This window comes from Streptococcus atopicus (assembly GCF_049166725.1).
Taxonomy (GTDB): Bacteria; Bacillota; Bacilli; order Lactobacillales; family Streptococcaceae; genus Streptococcus; species Streptococcus hominis.
In genome coordinates, this window is the sequence record NZ_JBMHFC010000015.1 from 1 (window position 1) to 16,539 (window position 16,539).

The window sequence follows — 16,539 nt, forward strand, 5'->3', positions numbered from 1 at the left end:
GATTTGAACAAGGCTTTATATAATATCAATCACCGACCACGAAAATGTTTAGGTTACAGAACTTCTTGTGAAGCTCTAGAGGATGAGTTCGAATAAATGTTGCACTTATTCTTGCAATTTATCAAATTTTAAAAAAACTTTTAGAAACCGCTTGCATTTTTAGAAACTTGTGTTATACTTAATTCATGGATTGTTACTGGTCATGCAGGCAAAACCTAGACAAATACGAGATATGAAGTAGGGGAACTACTTTCTATTTGGTATGTGTTTAGGTTTTTTTGTTATCGTTGTTCTATATTTATATGTGCAACAACACAGCTGACCTAAAAAATAAAGGAGGTCCATTATGGCAAAAGATTATACTGACTTAGCTCAGGATATTGTTGCTCACGTTGGTGGCAAGGAAAATATCATCAAGTTAGTGCACTGTGTGACGCGTTTGCGTTTTTCTCTGAAAGATGAGAGCAAGGCAGACACGGAATACTTGAAAAATAGAGACGGTATTGTAACGGTTGTAAAAGCTGGTGGACAATACCAAGTGGTGATTGGGAACCACGTGCCAGATGTGTATGCGGCGGTCATTAAGGAAGCAGGTATTTCTGGTGAGGATAGTATTGATGTGGATGAAGGAGATGTTCCGCAAGGAAATCTATTTGACCGATTTATCGCTTTGGTGTCAGGACTTTTCCAACCAATGCTGGGAGCTCTTTCTGCAGCTGGTATGATCAAAGGTGTAGTTGCCATTATGGCAGCTTGTGGTGTTAAGTCGACAGACGGTGCTTATGTCATCTTAAATGCCGCTGGTGATGGATTCTTCCAATTCTTACCATTGATTCTGGCTTTGACTGCTGCTAAGCGGTTTAAAATGGAAAAATTCACAGCGCTTGCGATTGGCTTTGCCTTGGTCTATCCAAATATCGCAGCTAGCTTTACAGCTGCTAAACCACTCTACACGCTATTTGCAGGAACTTTTATTGAGTCAAAAATCTACGCAACTTTCTTAGGTTTGCCGATTATCTTTCCTGCTTCTATTTATCTATCAACTGTATTGCCAATCATTCTAGCAATTTGGGTTGGCTCAAAAATTGAAAAATTCTTTAAACGAATTATTCCAGATGTTGTCAAAGTCTTTGTTGTTCCATTCTTTGTTATCTTAATCACGGTACCGTTATCATTTCTTGTTATTGGACCAGTCATGACATGGGCTTCTGATATAGTCGGTGCTATTTTCACAGGTATTTATAGCTTCAGCCCAATTATTTATGGAATTATTCTGGGTGCTTTGTGGCAAGTGTTGGTTATGTTCGGTCTCCACTGGGGATTGGTGCCGCTTGCAATTTTGGAATTACAAAAAGGACCAGGTGTCATTCTTGTAGCTTCTATTGCTATTTGCTTTGCGCAAGCAGGAGCATTGCTCAATATCTTCTTGCGTACAAAAGAAGAAAAAGTCAAACAGTTGGCTATTCCAGCTTTTATCTCAGCTTTGTTTGGAGTAACAGAACCAGCTATTTACGGGATTACCTTGCCAATGCGAACACCATTTATTATGACTTGTATTGCTGGTGCAGTTCAAGGGGCTTATCTCGCTTTCTTTAATGCCAAAATGCAAGTAATGGGTGGAATGGGACTCTTTGCGATTCCGTCTTTCATTGATCCAAAAGACTCACTATTACTCATTCACTTCCTTGTAGCAATTGCAATCAGCTTTGTTCTTGGATTTGTATTGACCCAATTTACAAAGATTCCAACTCTTTATGGTGGGGCACAAGAAGTCGCTGCTGAAGAAATCAGTCAGCCAGTTGAAGAGATTGCTCCTGAGCAAGTCATCACAGCTCCGCTTAGCGGGAAAGTGGTCGCACTCGAAGATACGCCTGATGCTGTTTTTGCAAGTGGCGCAATGGGTCAAGGTGTAGCAATTGAGCCTAGCGTTGGCGAAGTTGTCGCTCCTGCTGACGGTGTGATTCGTCTGCTTTTCCCAACCAACCATGCGATTGGCTTAGCGACTGATGATGGCGCTGAAATCTTGATTCACGTGGGCATGGATACAGTCGCTCTTGAAGGAGAAGGCTTTATGGCACATGTTACTCAAGGCTCAAAGGTCAAGGCGGGTCAATTATTGCTAAGCTTTGATATAGATGCTATCAAGAAAGCAGGTTATCCTGTTACAACTCCAATCATTGTAACCAATACAGCTGATTATAAGACAGTTGAAGCATTAGCTGACGGCGATGTGAAACTAGGCGATGATTTGCTGAAAGTAAGTAAATAATCTAAGAAAAGGACAAGCAAAACTTGTAGAGTTCTAAACAGTTGGTCGAAAAATCAACTAGAGCTACTACAAGCATGCTTCGTCCTTTTTATTATTTATCATTTCCTGCGTCATGTCTGCTTCTTTGTGCTACAATAGAGCTATAGGAGAGCAGGAGATGAAAAGATCAGAACGGAAAATACAGTCAGCAACTAATTGGCAGTTTATTTTAGGCTTGCTTTGTGTAGTGTTTTTAGTAGCAAGTGTGATTTTAGTAGCTGAAAAAATAAACGATAGCATTACGATTAAGGGAAAGTCGGCAAAAACAGGTGTTGTACAAAAGAAAAAAATGTCTTCTTCCTCAAATGGTGTACAGATGGCTCGTATCATGGCAAATGGAGATTTGCTGTATCATGACCTTCTATATATGAGTGCCTTACAGTCAGACGGGACATATGATTTCACAGAGAATTATCAATATGTCAAACCTTGGTTGAAAAAAGCGGACTTGGTATTAGGAGACTTTGAAGGGACGATTCGACCAAATTATCCTTTGGCGGGCTACCCGCTGTTCAATGCGCCAGAGTCGGTGGTATCCGCTATCAAAGACGCTGGTTATCAAGTCGTGGATTTGGCACACAATCACATTTTAGATTCCCAATTAGAAGGTGTTACCACAACAGTGGAGGCTTTTGAAAAACAAGGCATTACACCAATTGGGGTTTATACTCATAAAAATCGGGATAAATCATCACTTGTCATTAAAAAAGTAAATGGGATTAAAATTGCACTTCTAGCTTATTCTTATGGATTTAATGGCTTGGAAGAAAACCTCTCTCAGGCAGACTACAATCATTATTTGTCAGATTTAAATGAAGAAAAGATGAAAAAAGAAATTGAGCGAGCCGAAAAAGAGGCAGACATTACCATTGTCATGCCTCAGATGGGGGTTGAATATCAATTGGAACCGACACAGGAGCAAAAAACTCTTTATCATAAGATGATTGAGTGGGGAGCGGATATTATTTTCGGCGGGCATCCGCATGTCGTTGAACCATCAGAAGTCGTCGAACAAAATGGACAAAAGAAATTCATTATCTATTCTATGGGTAATTTCATCTCCAATCAGCGAATCGAGACGATGGACGGTGTGGAAAATAAAAAATGGACAGAACGCGGCGTGCTCATGGACGTGACAGTTGAGAAATCACAGAAAGGGACGATTATCAAGAAAGTACAGGCGCATCCAAGTTGGGTTAGTCGTGTGGCGAAAGGAACGTATTCACCAGAAGGCTATCCTCTCTACACCTATCAGACCTATATTTTAGAAGATTTCATTGAAGGTGGAAAATACCGTAATCAATTAGTCCAAGCCACCAAAGAACGAATTGACACTGCTTATCAGGAAATGAATGAGCATGTCAATTTGAAATGGAACGAATAAGTTTATTCCTTTAGAAAAAAGACCAGAGATTCTTGCGTTGAGAATTTCTGGCTTTTTGTTTTTGGTAAAATTCAATAGTATAGAGGATTTTTACCATGCATAGTTTGGCTCAGTACAACTTACCATTGCATTTAGCAATTCTTCTGGACTCACAATTTTCAACCCTCCATAAACAGAATCTTGGACTAAATAAGATGGATCTAAATAATAGACATAAGCAACATCTGAACCATCTTCTGTTAAGACATATCCTACACCGATAACATTATGCTCTCCACTTTTGCCGGGATATATTTTGCTATTATTGAAAGTGTAGTACATTGGATAGCCGCCATTGATATTTTGAATCAGGCGTTTTTTGAATAATCTCATATCTTCTGAATCAGAATTAGGATTGGTTACAGTTGCTAAACGATATCCTGCTTGATTTCCTGATGGTACATCGTAGCCAAACAAATGGCGATTTAAAACTTTTATAGCATTGCTATTATGAGTTCCAAAAGTTTCATCTGTTCCCATTTCATTGGCTAGCTGGGCTTGGTCAACCTGAAGACCTTGACTTGCCAGTATCATAGATACGGTTGCTGGTGCGCAGTAATTCCACCGTCGTTGGACAATTGTAGAGATATTTAGTTGGACCTTTTCCCCTCCTACATGACTTTTTGAGTCGGTACTATCTATAGATTCAGAGGGGACTGTTTTATTAGTAGCTGAAGAATTGTTTTCTCCAGCAGTTGAGGTTTGAGAAGAACTTGTCTGGCTTGAACTAGAAGAATTTTGTTGAGAGGCAGAAAAATGAGAACGTTGTGTTTGCTTGGCTTTAACAGTATCTGATGGTTTTGCTGGTGCTGTGTTTCCATGAACACACGCAGTAATCACAATGAAGGCTAATAAGAAAACAATTGACGAGTATATGACTTTTTTCATAATTCTTCCCCCCTTATTTCTCAAAACTATAATGCCGTATTTCTAATTTTTGTGAATTCGTTTACATTTTTAGTGTACCATTTATGTTAAAGTTTTTCAATTTTTTCCGAGTTGTAAAAAATCTTATTCAGCCACCCAGAAAACTGCCTCCCTAACCAGAGTGCAAAAAAGAGATTACTGATGAGAATGAGAATACCAATGAGACTGAAAAAGAGGAGTTCAACTGTGTTGACATGAAGTAAAGTGCTTGCTTTCCAAATGATGATACTGCTAACTGGTAAGCACAGGATAGAGGTCGCAAGAGCTGGGATATAGCGTCTAAGCCAGATAGCTTGCAGGATATGAACCACCAGATGAAGAGCGAAAGCGACAAATCCGCCCAGCCAGATGAGGTAAAGTAGGCGAGTGTGGCAAATAAGAGCAAAGAACGAGACGAGGAGCACCACGACAAATTCCTCTGCCACAGCTAGCGCGAAACCTTCTGTGGATAAGCCTTTGTGGGTATTTAGAATGAAGACGGCTTTTTTTGCCAGCAGTTTTTCATTTCGCTCTATCCACGGCATGAAGCCAATGATTTCTTCCAAATCATGAAAAATGAATAGCAGCGGAAACAACCAGATAGTATCTTTCATTGAATGTCTCCTTGTTATTTTTTCCGATATTGACTAGGAGTTATTTGGTAATACTTTTTAAACTGACGATTGAAGTTAGAGAGATTGTTAAAGCCAGACTGTGTAGCAATTTCTAGGATGGGCAAGGTAGAGTGTTGCAAGAGTTCAGCCGCTTTTCGCAAGCGAAATTGAATCACGTATTCCATGCAAGACACACCCAGATGTTTCTTAAAGAAATTCATGAAATGTGTATCGCTGTAACTACAAATTTGAGCAAGCTGATCAATCGTGAGCTCCTCTTGATAATGACTACCGATGTAGTCAATAATGGTACGGATTTTTTCTTCCTTGCGATAGCCTTCTAAAGATTGCTCTTTTGAAATCACATAGCCATTTTCAAATAAGAGAAAAAAGAGTTGGTTGAGCTGGGCTTTGAGCTGAAATTCAAAATACTCTGTACGATAATAGCCTGTTTTCATGGCATCAAGTAAACACTGCCGAATGTCTGCATAGGCTGGCTGATTGGGCTTGATGACACGAACAAAATCCAGCTGACCATTATAAAGTGGCTGCAAATATTCAATACTAGCTTGATCCATAGCAGAATAGCCCATTAAGTCCAAATGAAAGTTAATCGCATCCATATAGTGGCGTTGATTTTCAATCGGGTGAATGGAGTGAAGAGCGTTGGGACGAATCAGGATAATATCACCTGCTTCACTATTAAAGTAATCATAATCAATGTGAAACTGCGCAGTTCCCTCATGAACATAAACCAGTTCAACATCCGTATGCCAATGAAAGAGAATGTCCGGCTGACCGTTTTTTGTAATGGTTCGTGTGAGAGAATAAGGAGTGCCTTGATTTTTGTAAACGATATCTTTGTGTAATGTTCCCAGATCCATAAGTGTTGCCTCTTTCGTAGAATAATACCAATTTATAAGAGAATTGTGTTAGAAAATACTCTTGTCTAAGATTATAATATAATTAAGTGAAAAATAAAAGAGGTAAAAGTCATGAGTAAATTTCCAGCAGATTTTCTTTGGGGCGGTGCAACAGCTGCCAATCAATACGAAGGAGCTTACAATGTGGACGGGAAAGGTCTTTCGGTTCAAGATGTGACACCAAAAGGCGGCATGCCAGCTAAAGCAGGTGATCTCAATCCTTTGATTACAGATGAGCCAACACTAGACAATCTTAAATTAGAAGGGATTGACTTTTATCATCGTTACAAAGAAGACATTGCCCTTTTTGCAGAAATGGGCTTCAAGGTTTATCGTACTTCCATTGCTTGGTCACGGATTTTCCCAAATGGTGATGAAGCGGAGCCAAATGAAGCAGGTCTAAAGTTTTATGATGATCTCTTTGATGAATTGGCAAAATATGGCATTGAACCTTTAGTGACTTTGTCGCACTATGAAACACCGCTACACTTGGCACGCAAGTACAATGGTTGGGCAAATCGTGATTTGATTGGCTTTTATGAGCGCTATGTTCGTACTGTCTTTACTCGCTACAAAGACAAGGTGAACTATTGGTTGACCTTTAATGAAATCAACTCCGTTCTTCATGCGCCATTTATGAGTGGAGGGATTGCAACACCAGTAGAAGAATTGTCCAAGCAAGACCTTTATCAAGCAGTTCATCACGAACTAGTGGCATCAGCTCTTGCAACGAAGATTGGGCATGAAATCAATCCAGACTTTAAGATTGGTTGTATGGTACTAGCCATGCCAGCTTATCCGATGACGCCAAAACCAGAGGATGTACTGGCTGCCCGTGAGTTTGAAAATCAAAACTATCTCTTTTCAGATATTCATGCGCGTGGTAAATACCCAGCATATATGAACCGTTTCTTCAAGGAAAATGGAATCGAGATTCAATTTGCACCGGGTGATAAGGAATTGATGGCAGAACATACCGTGGACTTCATCTCCTTCTCTTATTATATGAGTGTGGTTGCTGCCCATGACCCAGAAAGTTATTCTTCTGGTCGTGGAAATGTTCTAGGTGGTCTGCAAAACCCTTATCTGGCAAGTTCTGAATGGGGTTGGCAAGTTGACCCAATCGGTCTGCGTCTAGTTCTCAATGTTTTCTATGACCGCTACCAGTTGCCACTCTTTATCGTAGAAAATGGTCTCGGTGCTAAAGATGTCTTGGTAGATGGTCCTAATGGTCCGACTGTTGAAGATGATTATCGTATTGATTATCTTAAACAACATTTGCAACAGGTCGGCGAAGCAATTGAAGATGGTGTTGAACTCTGGGGCTATACCACTTGGGGCTGTATTGACCTCGTGTCTGCTTCAACAGCTCAGATGAGCAAGCGTTACGGATTGATCTATGTTGACCGAAACGACGATGGAACAGGGACTTTGGCTCGCTACAAGAAGAAATCATTTGACTGGTACAAAGAAGTTATTGCAACGAACGGAGAAAAACTCTATGAAGATTGAGCATGCAGCCCTTTATGTTCGAGATTTAGAAGGGGCGAAATGCTTCTTTGAAACATATTTTGAAGCAAAAAGTAATCAGCTCTACTATAATCAGAAAACAGGTTTTCAGTCTTACTTCCTCAGCTTTGACGAAGGAGCAAGATTGGAAATCATGACCCGAAAGGAAGGTTTAGTGGAGAACAACCAAGAACTTCTCTTTTTGGGCTATCATCATTTGGCTTTCAGTCTAGGAAGCAAGGAAAAGGTAGATGAATTGACAGCTAGACTCCAAGCAGACGGTTATCAACTTTTAAGCGGTCCACGTTTGACAGGCGATGGTTACTATGAAAGTTGTATTCTAGTTTTGGAAGGTAATCAGATTGAGTTGACCGTATGAGTAGCTAAATTTGCTCCTTATAAGCATGACCGAGTCGAAAGACTCGGTCTTTTTCAGATTACACAAATGAACTGAAGAATTGTAACAGAGGGGCAAGGGAAAATGGTTGAAGTGTAAATTGTTATAGTTTTATCTTCAAAAATTTCTCAATAGAGAAATCATTTTAATAGTATTCTTTTTCAGTGGTATTTATTGCTGGAAATCAAAAAGACAAACCTCAAAAAGAAGTTTGTCTCGCATTTTATAAGGGATCACTAAATAGTCACAAGAGCTGTTGTCGCGTACAACTTAATCCCAAAACTTTTTAGCGATTTCTTGACCTTGTTTTATTTTAGCCCATTGTTGTGGAATAGCTAGTTCATTACCTGAATCGCAGGAAGCAAAACCGCATTGATGTGACAGCAGGAGACGTTCCTTAGGAAGGATGGTGCTGGCTTGTTCTAATAAACGAAGCACACGTTCTTCATCATCCAGATCAGTTGTCTTACTAGAAAGAAGTCCAAGAACAACTTCGGCATCTTTATCTTTCAGAGAAGCAAGAGCCTTCAAGTCACCAGATACATCACTGTCCCATTCCAAGAAAAAGCGGTCATAGTGTTGATCACGTAAGAATTTTTCCGCAATCGCTTCATAAGTTCCGCCTGAGGCAGAACGGCTTTCATAATTTCCGCGGCAGTTATGTGTCCAAACTTTGAGTCCTAATTGATGCCCGTAATCAGCTACCTCGTTATTGATCGCAATGAATTCATCAGCTAAATCAGCCAGCGCAGCATTACCGTCGGCAAAAAATGAAGCAGGATTTGATTCGTCAAAAAGTTCCCAAAGGCAATCATCAAACTGGATGATGGCCCCGCCAACTTCTTTATATTCTGTCAAGAATTCTTTGTAGGCCTTGATAAGACCGGCCTTTAATTCTTCATTTGTTTTGTAAACTTGATCATCGCCAGCCAGCCCGTCAAAGATAGCCAGTTCAGTATAAGCATGCGCAGGTCCCCAAATCGTTAATTTTGTTTGCGTATCACCAGCTTCTTCCTTGAGCAATTTGTAAATGTCTAAGAAATGATGATTCTTCCCTGAAAGAGGTTCAGTGATACGGATACCAATGTCTTTGCGAGTCTCATACTGTCCGCCGTCGTGATCCTGGAAAGTGTAACCGTGGTCTGCAATATAGCGTTCAATACCTTTAAGACCCCAAACAAAGTCTAAATGCCACATTGATTTCGAATATTCGCCGTCTGTCAGAATATCAATACCGTTTGCCTTTTCATCAGCAATCACTTTTTTGATTTCTGCTGTCTCTGTCTCATGATAACCAGGAAAATTATCGTAAAATGGATAGCGAATATCATCACGATGTTCGATTTTATTTTTGTAGGCAAGTAGGTTGGCTGGGCGAAGAAGAGAGCCAACAAGCTGAAATTTTGATTGTGTCATGTCAAAAGCCTCTTTCTAAATTTCTTACTTTTTATTGTACACAAGCTAAGCACTTTTGAAAAATAGTTAATTTAGAGGAAGGGATATAGTTTAAAACTATATCTGAAAAGACCAGTCCTTACTTGAATACAATTGTTTCCTCTTCAACTCTCTTTTTGGTAAAATAAAAGAAAAACTTTGTTTACTGGGATATATTTAGACGTAATATAATCCTTTTGAAATAAGATGTAAATGTAGCAAATAATGTTTTGCATTATCCAAGCGGAATTACAGAAATGGCAAAAGGATAGTCATACATTATGAAATAAATGAACGATGAGATTTAAATTTGAAATGAATAATTGTTAGAGGTGATAACATGCCAATTAAGATGATTGTGACTGATATGGATGGCACGCTCTTAGATGAAAAAGGGGAATTCGATCGAAGTCGGTTGAAAAATATATTGGATGAGCTGGACAAGCGGGAGATTCGGTTTGTGGTGGCAACGGGCAATGAAATTCACCGAATGCACTTGTTATTTGGTGATTTGTTGGAGCGCGTGACCTTGATTGCTGCAAATGGTGCGCGGATTTTTGATAAAAACGAGGTACTGCTGGGTACATGTTGGTCTCCAGACCTAGTGGCACAAGTCTTGTCTTACTTTGAAGGGAGAGAACGTGATGTGCACCTCGTTGTCACAGCTGAAAATGGCGCTTTTGTCAAAACGGGAACGATTTTCCCTATGATTGAAAAAGTCATGACAGCAGAAATGGCGCAAGAATTTTACCGAAAGATAAACTTTGTCGAAACATTACGTCCAGACGATTTTCCGCAAGTTCTGAAAATGAGTATGGTGGTAAACGAGCAAGTAGCAGTTCAGGCTACTCGACAGCTCAATCAGGATTTTGCAGACACATTAAATGCAGTCACAAGCGGCTATGGAGCGATTGACATTTTGCAAAAAGGGATCCATAAAGCTTGGGGATTGAAACAACTGATGCAGAAATGGAAAATTCAAGAGCAGGACATCATGGCCTTTGGAGATAGTGAAAATGACATTGAAATGCTGCAATTAGCAGGGATTTCCTATGCTATGGAGAATGCTGATCCGAGAGTAAAAACAGTTGCCGATCACCTTGCACCAGCCAATACAGAGGCAGGAGTCTTAAAAATATTAGAGAACTATTTGAGCAAAGGAGCGTGTATATGACAGTTCAATTACTAGACCAATGGCTTTTAAATGAACAAGAACAAATTAGAAAAAAATACCAAGACTTGAATTGTATATCCATCAAAGATCCCGATGTACTTTTTCTAGGAGATTCTATCGTAGAGTATTTTCCCTTACATGAGTTATTTAAAACGTCAAAAACACTAATAAACCGTGGAATTCGAGGTTATCGATCCGATTTGTTGCTAGAGCATTTAGAATCTCTTTTATTTGGGCAGGCAGTTGATAAGGTCTTTCTCCTCATCGGCACCAATGATATTGGCAAGGAAATCCCGCAGCAAGAAACAGTAAAAAATGTGGAAAATATCATCCAAACGATTACTAGGAATTATCCTCTTGCAGAAGTTTGTCTTTTATCTGTCCTACCAGTAAATGAAACTGCTACTTACAAAAAGCGCGTTCATCGAAGAAGCAATCGAAAAATTCAAAGTCTCAACCATGTCTATCAAGAGTTAGCTTCTGCTTATATGAGTGTGACCTTTGTGAATGTCTATGACAACCTGCTAGACGAAACAGGACAATTAAAAGAAGCATTTACCACCGACGGATTGCATTTGACCGTTGCGGGATACCAAGTGTTGGCAGAGCGAATAGCAGAACAGTTGTAATCTTTGAGTCAACTATAGATTGGCAATTTTGAACTCGTTTCAATAGATATAATACCCAAAAATTATTATTGTCATAAAAATTTAATGTTATATACTTTAACTCATATGATATAATGAAAAATAATTATAAAATGTTGAAGGAATAGTATGAGTACATTATTAGCTACAAGATTAAAAAGTAAGCGATTGGAATTAGGGTTATCTCAAAAAGAATTAGCAGAAGGGGTATGTGAGCAAGGTCAGATTAGTAGAATGGAAAAAGGCAAGTATATGCCTGGTTCGGATCTTTTATATTCATTATCAAAAAAAATGAATGTAACAATGAACTATTTTTTTGATGATAGTGTACTTGGTGAGACATCTAAGTTGGTACAATTCAAAGAGCTGGTAGAATCCTTTCTAGTAAAGCGTGAGTATGATTCATTAAAATATTTATACAGTTTAGAAGTTGATAAACAACATAGATTGCCATTATCAGACCAAAATTATCTTGAATGGATAGGGGCAATTGTTTCATTTCATTGTGATAATAAAAGAGAAGAGGCTATTAAAAAATTAGAACAAATGCTTGTGCGATTAAATAAAGATGAGTTAATGTACCTTCGTATCTCTAATACCTTGCTTAATTTCTTTTTAGAAGAAAAAAATAATGATGAATTTGAAAAATGTTATCAAGCAGTACTACCTAAATTTCAAAGTATTGACTTTACTCATATAATAGAGTTGAAAATTTATATTAAAATTAGATATAATTTTTGTCGCTATCTTTGGAAAAGCTCTCAGATTGAAAAGGGAATAGAGGAAACGCTTGATGTTATTGAAAAATGTAATGAATACAGTTGTAGTTATTTATTAGCAGATTTATACTGTATATTAGCAAATATTAGCGAGGATTTTTCTAGTCAAAGTATTGTAAAACAATATTTTACGCTTTCGCAAGTATTATATAAACTAAGCGGCAATGAAAAAATGGCATTGACGCTTGAAAAGTATCTTCGTGATAATTTTCAAAAAGTGTAAGTTAAAGATAAATTGTAGAAAAACACGAATAATCTTATGTCCAGTTAATTATGGGGATAATTTTATTCGTGTTTTATTTTTGAAACTGCTACCTTAAAACTAAGGGAATATATCCAAGCGCAGAAGATAATTATAGTTATAATTATAAAAAAAATGACTATTTTTATAAAAATCTATTGAAATAGTTTATTCAAAGGTATATAATGTGTACCTAGAAAGGAGATTTAATTCTGTTAAAAATATGAAGAATGTTATCAAAAATTTTTTGTTTCTATCAGGAATATGAGAATAAAGAAAATGTTACAAAAAAATTACAAATATTTCTAAAATGTGTTGATTTTTACAAAACAAAGTTATATAATGACTTTGGAATTTAAAGATTCCTGAAAAAGAAAGGAAATACAATGAAAAAATCATATAAATTGGCAAGTGTAACCATGTTATGCTCCTTGCTTTTACTTGGTGCTTGTCATAAAAATGAAGTCAAAAGTGGGACAAATGGACATTCAGTAAAAACAACGAAAACAACAAAAAGTAGTAGCTCTAAAAAGACAAAAGCTTCTCAAAATAACAAAATGTCTACTAATGATAATAAAACAACTGATAAAGAGCAAGACAATTCGGTTACAAATGCTCAATCATCAGAGATTAGTAATTCAAATAGCCAAAATAGTGCAAGTAGCCAGCAATCTTCGACTCCTTCAATTGTTCAATCTCAAGGAGGAGGTACTCAAGTGACCTCTGGAACTCTTGAACTGTACCAAGACACGCCAGTTTATGCTTCACCAGATAAATCAAGCGAAGTTGCCTATACTTATCCTAAAGGAAATGTTGATTGGGATCAGTATGTTTTTGAAAACGGTGAAAATTGGTATAGTTTTGTAGTTTCTAATGGAACAGAGTCTAAGCGTTACTACATAGCCTATTCAGATGTAAAACACTAAGGATATTGTTGACTTTTCCTCCTCAGGTAATAGAAATATTACAAATAAACTACAAGTGTTTCTATAATATGTCCATTTTTACAAAATAAAACTGTATAATGATCTTGGAATTTAAAGATTCCTGCAGGTATAGCTGATCCTATTACAGGAAATGTCTCTAATACAGATCATATTTTGATTGGGCAAGATGAAAATGCCAATGCACATCCCTTTTATAGAAATTAAGATGATAAACATAAATTAGAAAGTAGGACAAGTGATGAAAAAAAGAATGTTTGATCACGAAGAACAACGTTTTTCCATTCGTAAATATTCGTGCGGTGCGGCTTCTGTTTTGATTGGATGTGTCCTCTTTATGGGCGGTCAAACCGTGTTAGCTGATGAACAAGCCACGACTGGAACAGTACCAGAAGCGGCTCAAGTTGGCACAGTAAATAAGACTCAAAACACAATTGAATCAACTGATGTGTCTTCTCAATCAGCAGCAACTCAAAAAGAAACTGCTGTAACAACAACTGCGCCAACTAGTTCTTCAGCGGATAAAGCTGTTTCTGTAGCTACAGAGACGACACCTTCTCAACCAACGACTGTTGATGCAGCGACACAGACAGAAGACGAAACAACAAATTCATCTGTTGATGCAACAACAAACACAGCTACCCCTTCAACAACTGCAAAAATTGAAAAGAGTCCTGTCGAAAAAGAAGCAGGAAAAGAAGAAATTGATGTTGCGAAATTGATGGATAAAACGCAAACAGCGCACGAAGCACGTCTGGCAGAATCCAAAGTAGCGCAAAGTGTACCTTCTTTACCAAGTCAGGGCTATTACACTTATACGAAACGTACGGAAGTGAAGAATGAACCAAAAGCAAGTGCAGCATTGCAATTTTATGTGAATGCGGGGGATCGCGTTTTTTACGACCAAGTTTTGATTGCAGATGGATACCAATGGCTGAGTTACCGCTCTTATAGCGGAGCTCGTCGCTATGCGGCTATTAATAAGTTGGTAACAGAACCAGTTCAACCTGCAAAGCCAACACCTTCTTCAACAGGAACACTCCCTTCTAGAGGAAGATATGCTTTCTCTAGAACGACAGAGGTTAAGAATGAAGCTAAATTGTCAGCTCCGACACAATTTACCTTTAATAGGGGTGACAGTGTCTACTATGATAAAGTACTGGAAAATGATGGCTATCAATGGATTAGCTATGTTTCATATAGCGGAGTGCGTCGTTATGCAGCTGTTACAAGGTTAGCTCAGCCAGCACCTCAAAAACCAGCTCAAAGTCAAGTGACAGGTACGATTCACATTGAAAACAAGACTTCCCAAGGTTTTGATGTGGTGGTGACAGATGTTAGTTCAACCAAAGGTGTTAAAACGGTGAAGCTGCCTGTTTGGTCCAGTCAAGGCGGTCAAGATGACATCATCTGGTACGATGCAGCCAAGCAAATAGACGGCACCTACAAGTTGAGTGTGGATATACGTCGCCATAAAAATAATCGAGGCGAATACAACATTCACATGTATTACGTTCAGTCAGATGGTAGCTTGCAAGGTGTAACGGGTACCACGACGAAGGTGGAAGAGCCCAAATACAGCGTAACAGGTACTATTAACATTCAAAATAAGACATCTCAAGGCTTTGATGTCCTGATTACAAATGTGTCAGACAGCAATGGAATTTCTAGAGTGAAAGTTCCTATCTGGACAGATAAGGGTGGTCAAGACGATATTATTTGGTATGATGCCACTAAGCAAAGTGATGGAAATTATAAAGTTTCTGTCAATGTTGATAAGCACAAGGGTGAACGTGGCACCTATAATATTCATCTTTACTACATTGAATCAAACGGTAAAGTAAGAGGTGTTAGCGGCACTAAGACAACTGTAGCTGAGCCAAGTTCTGCGAGAGAAATCATTCCGTCTCAAGGAGTTTATACTTTTAAAAAAGAGGTTGAAGTCAAAAATAGTCCCGCAATGGCAGCTAAGACTGAATTTACCTTTGCAAAAGGAGAACGGATTCGCTATGATAAGGTATTAGACGCAGATCATCATCAATGGATTAGTTATGTTAGCTACAGTGGTACACGTCGTTATATCCCAATTGCAACCTTAACAAATGAAGAAGCTTCCAAACCTGTTCAGGTGACTGGTACGATTCACATTGAGAATAAAACTTCGCAAGGTTTTGATGTGGTGGTGACAAATGTCAGCTCGACCAAGGGTGTGAAGACAGTGAAGTTGCCTATTTGGTCCAGCCAAGGCGGTCAAGATGACATCATCTGGTACGACGCTGCTAAGCAAAATGACGGCACCTACAAGTTGAGTGTAGACATTCGTCGCCATAAAAATAACTATGGTGACTACAACGTGCACATGTATTACGTTCAGTCAGACGGTAGCTTGCAAGGTGTAACGGGTACCACGACGAAGGTGGAAGGCCCTCAAACAGGTGCAAAAGAAGTACAATATAATGGCTCCTACTACTTTATCCAAGGTAAATATGATGAAATTGTAGTGGCAAACAAAAAGCATCCGATGGCTGCTAACTACAATCCTGGTGAAAATCCAACTGCAAAAGCTGCCTTTCTTCGATTAAGAAATGATATGATTGTGAAAGGCTATAATGTTGGATATGCTTATAGTGGCTTCAGAACTTATGATTATCAAAAAGTTTTGTATCAAAATTATGTGAATAAAGATGGACAAGCTGCTGCGGATCGTTACTCTGCACGTCCCGGTTATAGTGAGCACCAAACAGGTCTTGTCTTTGATTTAACGGATAAAGCGGGCAATCTTTTAGAGGATACTGCTGCAAGTAATTGGTTGAAGAATAATGCACATCGCTACGGTTTTGTAGTCCGTTACCAACCAGGGAAAGAAGCTTCGACAGGATACATGCCAGAAGCATGGCGTATTCGTTACATCGGTAAGGAAGCTGATGAAGTTTATCATTCTGGTTTGAGTTTAGAGGAATATTATGGCTTTGAAGGTGGAGATTACGCTTCATCAGTAACTCCGTCAAAACCAACGACTCCGTCACCCCAAACACCAGCTATCCCTGCTCAAGGTGTCTATCGTTTTACAAAACGCTCCTCTATCAAAGCAGAAGCTAGAATGTCAGCCCCTGAATTGGCTTATTATGACGCCGGGCAATCGGTCACTTATGATAAGGTTTTAAATGCAGATGGTGCGACATGGATTTCTTACATTGCTTTTAGCGGAAAGAGACGGTATATTGCTATCAGCTGATTCAG

General features: G+C 38.6%; 13 protein-coding genes. 9 read left to right on the plus strand and 4 right to left on the minus strand.

Annotated elements, in window-relative coordinates; all coding sequences use genetic code 11:
* The first annotated feature begins 346 nt into the window (after positions 1 to 346).
* Together ACOMA9_RS09165 and ACOMA9_RS09170 are read left to right on the plus strand one after the other, a co-directional pair.
* Entirely contained in the window at positions 347 to 2,269 is a 1,923-nt protein-coding gene (locus ACOMA9_RS09165; RefSeq protein ID WP_330945332.1) for a beta-glucoside-specific PTS transporter subunit IIABC, read from the plus strand.
* A gap of 157 nt (positions 2,270 to 2,426) precedes the next feature.
* Positions 2,427 to 3,692 carry a CapA family protein gene (locus tag ACOMA9_RS09170; protein WP_330945333.1) on the plus strand — a complete coding sequence of 422 codons (1,266 nt, stop codon included), beginning with the start codon at positions 2,427 to 2,429 and terminating at the stop codon, positions 3,690 to 3,692.
* Positions 3,693 to 3,782: 90 nt separating this feature from the next.
* Here the strand turns inward: ACOMA9_RS09170 and ACOMA9_RS09175 are convergent, their stop codons facing one another.
* The 3 genes from ACOMA9_RS09175 to ACOMA9_RS09185 all read right to left on the minus strand — a co-directional run bounded on the left by ACOMA9_RS09175 (position 3,783) and on the right by ACOMA9_RS09185 (position 6,135).
* A complete protein-coding gene (locus tag ACOMA9_RS09175; protein ID WP_421425295.1) occupies positions 3,783 to 4,619 on the minus strand; it encodes a C39 family peptidase in 837 nt (278 codons plus the stop codon).
* 86 nt (positions 4,620 to 4,705) lie between these two features.
* Positions 4,706 to 5,251 (minus strand): HXXEE domain-containing protein, encoded by a 546-nt coding sequence (locus ACOMA9_RS09180; protein ID WP_070670151.1) that lies wholly within the window; start codon positions 5,249 to 5,251, stop codon positions 4,706 to 4,708.
* A gap of 14 nt (positions 5,252 to 5,265) precedes the next feature.
* Positions 5,266 to 6,135, minus strand: coding sequence for an AraC family transcriptional regulator (locus ACOMA9_RS09185; protein WP_022525336.1), 870 nt, complete (start codon positions 6,133 to 6,135; stop codon positions 5,266 to 5,268).
* 111 nt (positions 6,136 to 6,246) lie between these two features.
* Here ACOMA9_RS09185 and ACOMA9_RS09190 point away from each other — a divergent pair, with 111 nt between their 5' ends.
* Complete coding sequence (locus ACOMA9_RS09190) at positions 6,247 to 7,686, plus strand: glycoside hydrolase family 1 protein (protein WP_106083229.1); 1,440 nt, start codon at positions 6,247 to 6,249, stop codon at positions 7,684 to 7,686.
* On the plus strand, positions 7,676 to 8,062 hold the full coding sequence (locus tag ACOMA9_RS09195; RefSeq protein ID WP_022525334.1) for a VOC family protein: 387 nt from the start codon (positions 7,676 to 7,678) through the stop codon (positions 8,060 to 8,062). The genes ACOMA9_RS09190 and ACOMA9_RS09195 overlap by 11 nt, the downstream gene beginning before the upstream one ends.
* A gap of 288 nt (positions 8,063 to 8,350) precedes the next feature.
* On the opposite strand, the gene ACOMA9_RS09200 is transcribed toward ACOMA9_RS09195, so the two are convergent.
* Positions 8,351 to 9,496, minus strand: coding sequence for a cobalamin-independent methionine synthase II family protein (locus tag ACOMA9_RS09200; protein ID WP_330945335.1), 1,146 nt, complete (start codon positions 9,494 to 9,496; stop codon positions 8,351 to 8,353).
* A gap of 358 nt (positions 9,497 to 9,854) precedes the next feature.
* On the opposite strand from ACOMA9_RS09200, the gene ACOMA9_RS09205 reads away from it, so the two are divergent.
* The 5 genes from ACOMA9_RS09205 (at position 9,855) to ldcB (ending at position 16,534) form a co-directional block, all read left to right on the plus strand.
* Entirely contained in the window at positions 9,855 to 10,688 is an 834-nt protein-coding gene (locus ACOMA9_RS09205; RefSeq protein WP_049534143.1) for a Cof-type HAD-IIB family hydrolase, read from the plus strand.
* Positions 10,685 to 11,317: an SGNH/GDSL hydrolase family protein gene (locus ACOMA9_RS09210; protein ID WP_330945336.1), complete on the plus strand. Its 633-nt coding sequence runs from the start codon at positions 10,685 to 10,687 to the stop codon at positions 11,315 to 11,317. Before ACOMA9_RS09205 ends, ACOMA9_RS09210 begins: the two co-directional genes overlap by 4 nt.
* A 147-nt stretch (positions 11,318 to 11,464) precedes the next feature.
* A complete protein-coding gene (locus tag ACOMA9_RS09215) occupies positions 11,465 to 12,337 on the plus strand; it encodes a helix-turn-helix domain-containing protein (RefSeq protein ID WP_070670159.1) in 873 nt (290 codons plus the stop codon).
* Positions 12,338 to 12,741: 404 nt separating this feature from the next.
* Positions 12,742 to 13,281 carry an SH3 domain-containing protein gene (locus tag ACOMA9_RS09220; RefSeq protein ID WP_037613391.1) on the plus strand — a complete coding sequence of 180 codons (540 nt, stop codon included), beginning with the start codon at positions 12,742 to 12,744 and terminating at the stop codon, positions 13,279 to 13,281.
* Between the two features lie 259 nt (positions 13,282 to 13,540).
* The gene (gene ldcB / locus ACOMA9_RS09225; RefSeq protein ID WP_330945337.1) at positions 13,541 to 16,534 is read left to right on the plus strand and encodes an LD-carboxypeptidase LdcB/DacB; all 2,994 of its coding nucleotides are present in this window, start codon (positions 13,541 to 13,543) and stop codon (positions 16,532 to 16,534) included.
* Positions 16,535 to 16,539 lie beyond the last annotated feature (5 nt).

Excerpts from the sequence above, each read along its gene's own strand:
- ACOMA9_RS09185 (WP_022525336.1), bottom strand. The coding sequence starts at position 6,135 with ATGGATCTGGGAACATTACACAAAGATATCGTTTACAAAAATCAAGGC.
- ACOMA9_RS09220 (WP_037613391.1), top strand. The coding sequence starts at position 12,742 with ATGAAAAAATCATATAAATTGGCAAGTGTAACCATGTTATGCTCCTTG.
- ACOMA9_RS09175 (WP_421425295.1), bottom strand. The coding sequence starts at position 4,619 with ATGAAAAAAGTCATATACTCGTCAATTGTTTTCTTATTAGCCTTCATT.
- ldcB (WP_330945337.1), top strand. The coding sequence starts at position 13,541 with ATGAAAAAAAGAATGTTTGATCACGAAGAACAACGTTTTTCCATTCGT.
- ACOMA9_RS09210 (WP_330945336.1), top strand. The coding sequence starts at position 10,685 with ATGACAGTTCAATTACTAGACCAATGGCTTTTAAATGAACAAGAACAA.
- ACOMA9_RS09180 (WP_070670151.1), bottom strand. The coding sequence starts at position 5,251 with ATGAAAGATACTATCTGGTTGTTTCCGCTGCTATTCATTTTTCATGAT.
- ACOMA9_RS09190 (WP_106083229.1), top strand. The coding sequence starts at position 6,247 with ATGAGTAAATTTCCAGCAGATTTTCTTTGGGGCGGTGCAACAGCTGCC.
- ACOMA9_RS09215 (WP_070670159.1), top strand. The coding sequence starts at position 11,465 with ATGAGTACATTATTAGCTACAAGATTAAAAAGTAAGCGATTGGAATTA.
- ACOMA9_RS09205 (WP_049534143.1), top strand. The coding sequence starts at position 9,855 with ATGCCAATTAAGATGATTGTGACTGATATGGATGGCACGCTCTTAGAT.
- ACOMA9_RS09170 (WP_330945333.1), top strand. The coding sequence starts at position 2,427 with ATGAAAAGATCAGAACGGAAAATACAGTCAGCAACTAATTGGCAGTTT.
- ACOMA9_RS09200 (WP_330945335.1), bottom strand. The coding sequence starts at position 9,496 with ATGACACAATCAAAATTTCAGCTTGTTGGCTCTCTTCTTCGCCCAGCC.
- ACOMA9_RS09195 (WP_022525334.1), top strand. The coding sequence starts at position 7,676 with ATGAAGATTGAGCATGCAGCCCTTTATGTTCGAGATTTAGAAGGGGCG.
- ACOMA9_RS09165 (WP_330945332.1), top strand. The coding sequence starts at position 347 with ATGGCAAAAGATTATACTGACTTAGCTCAGGATATTGTTGCTCACGTT.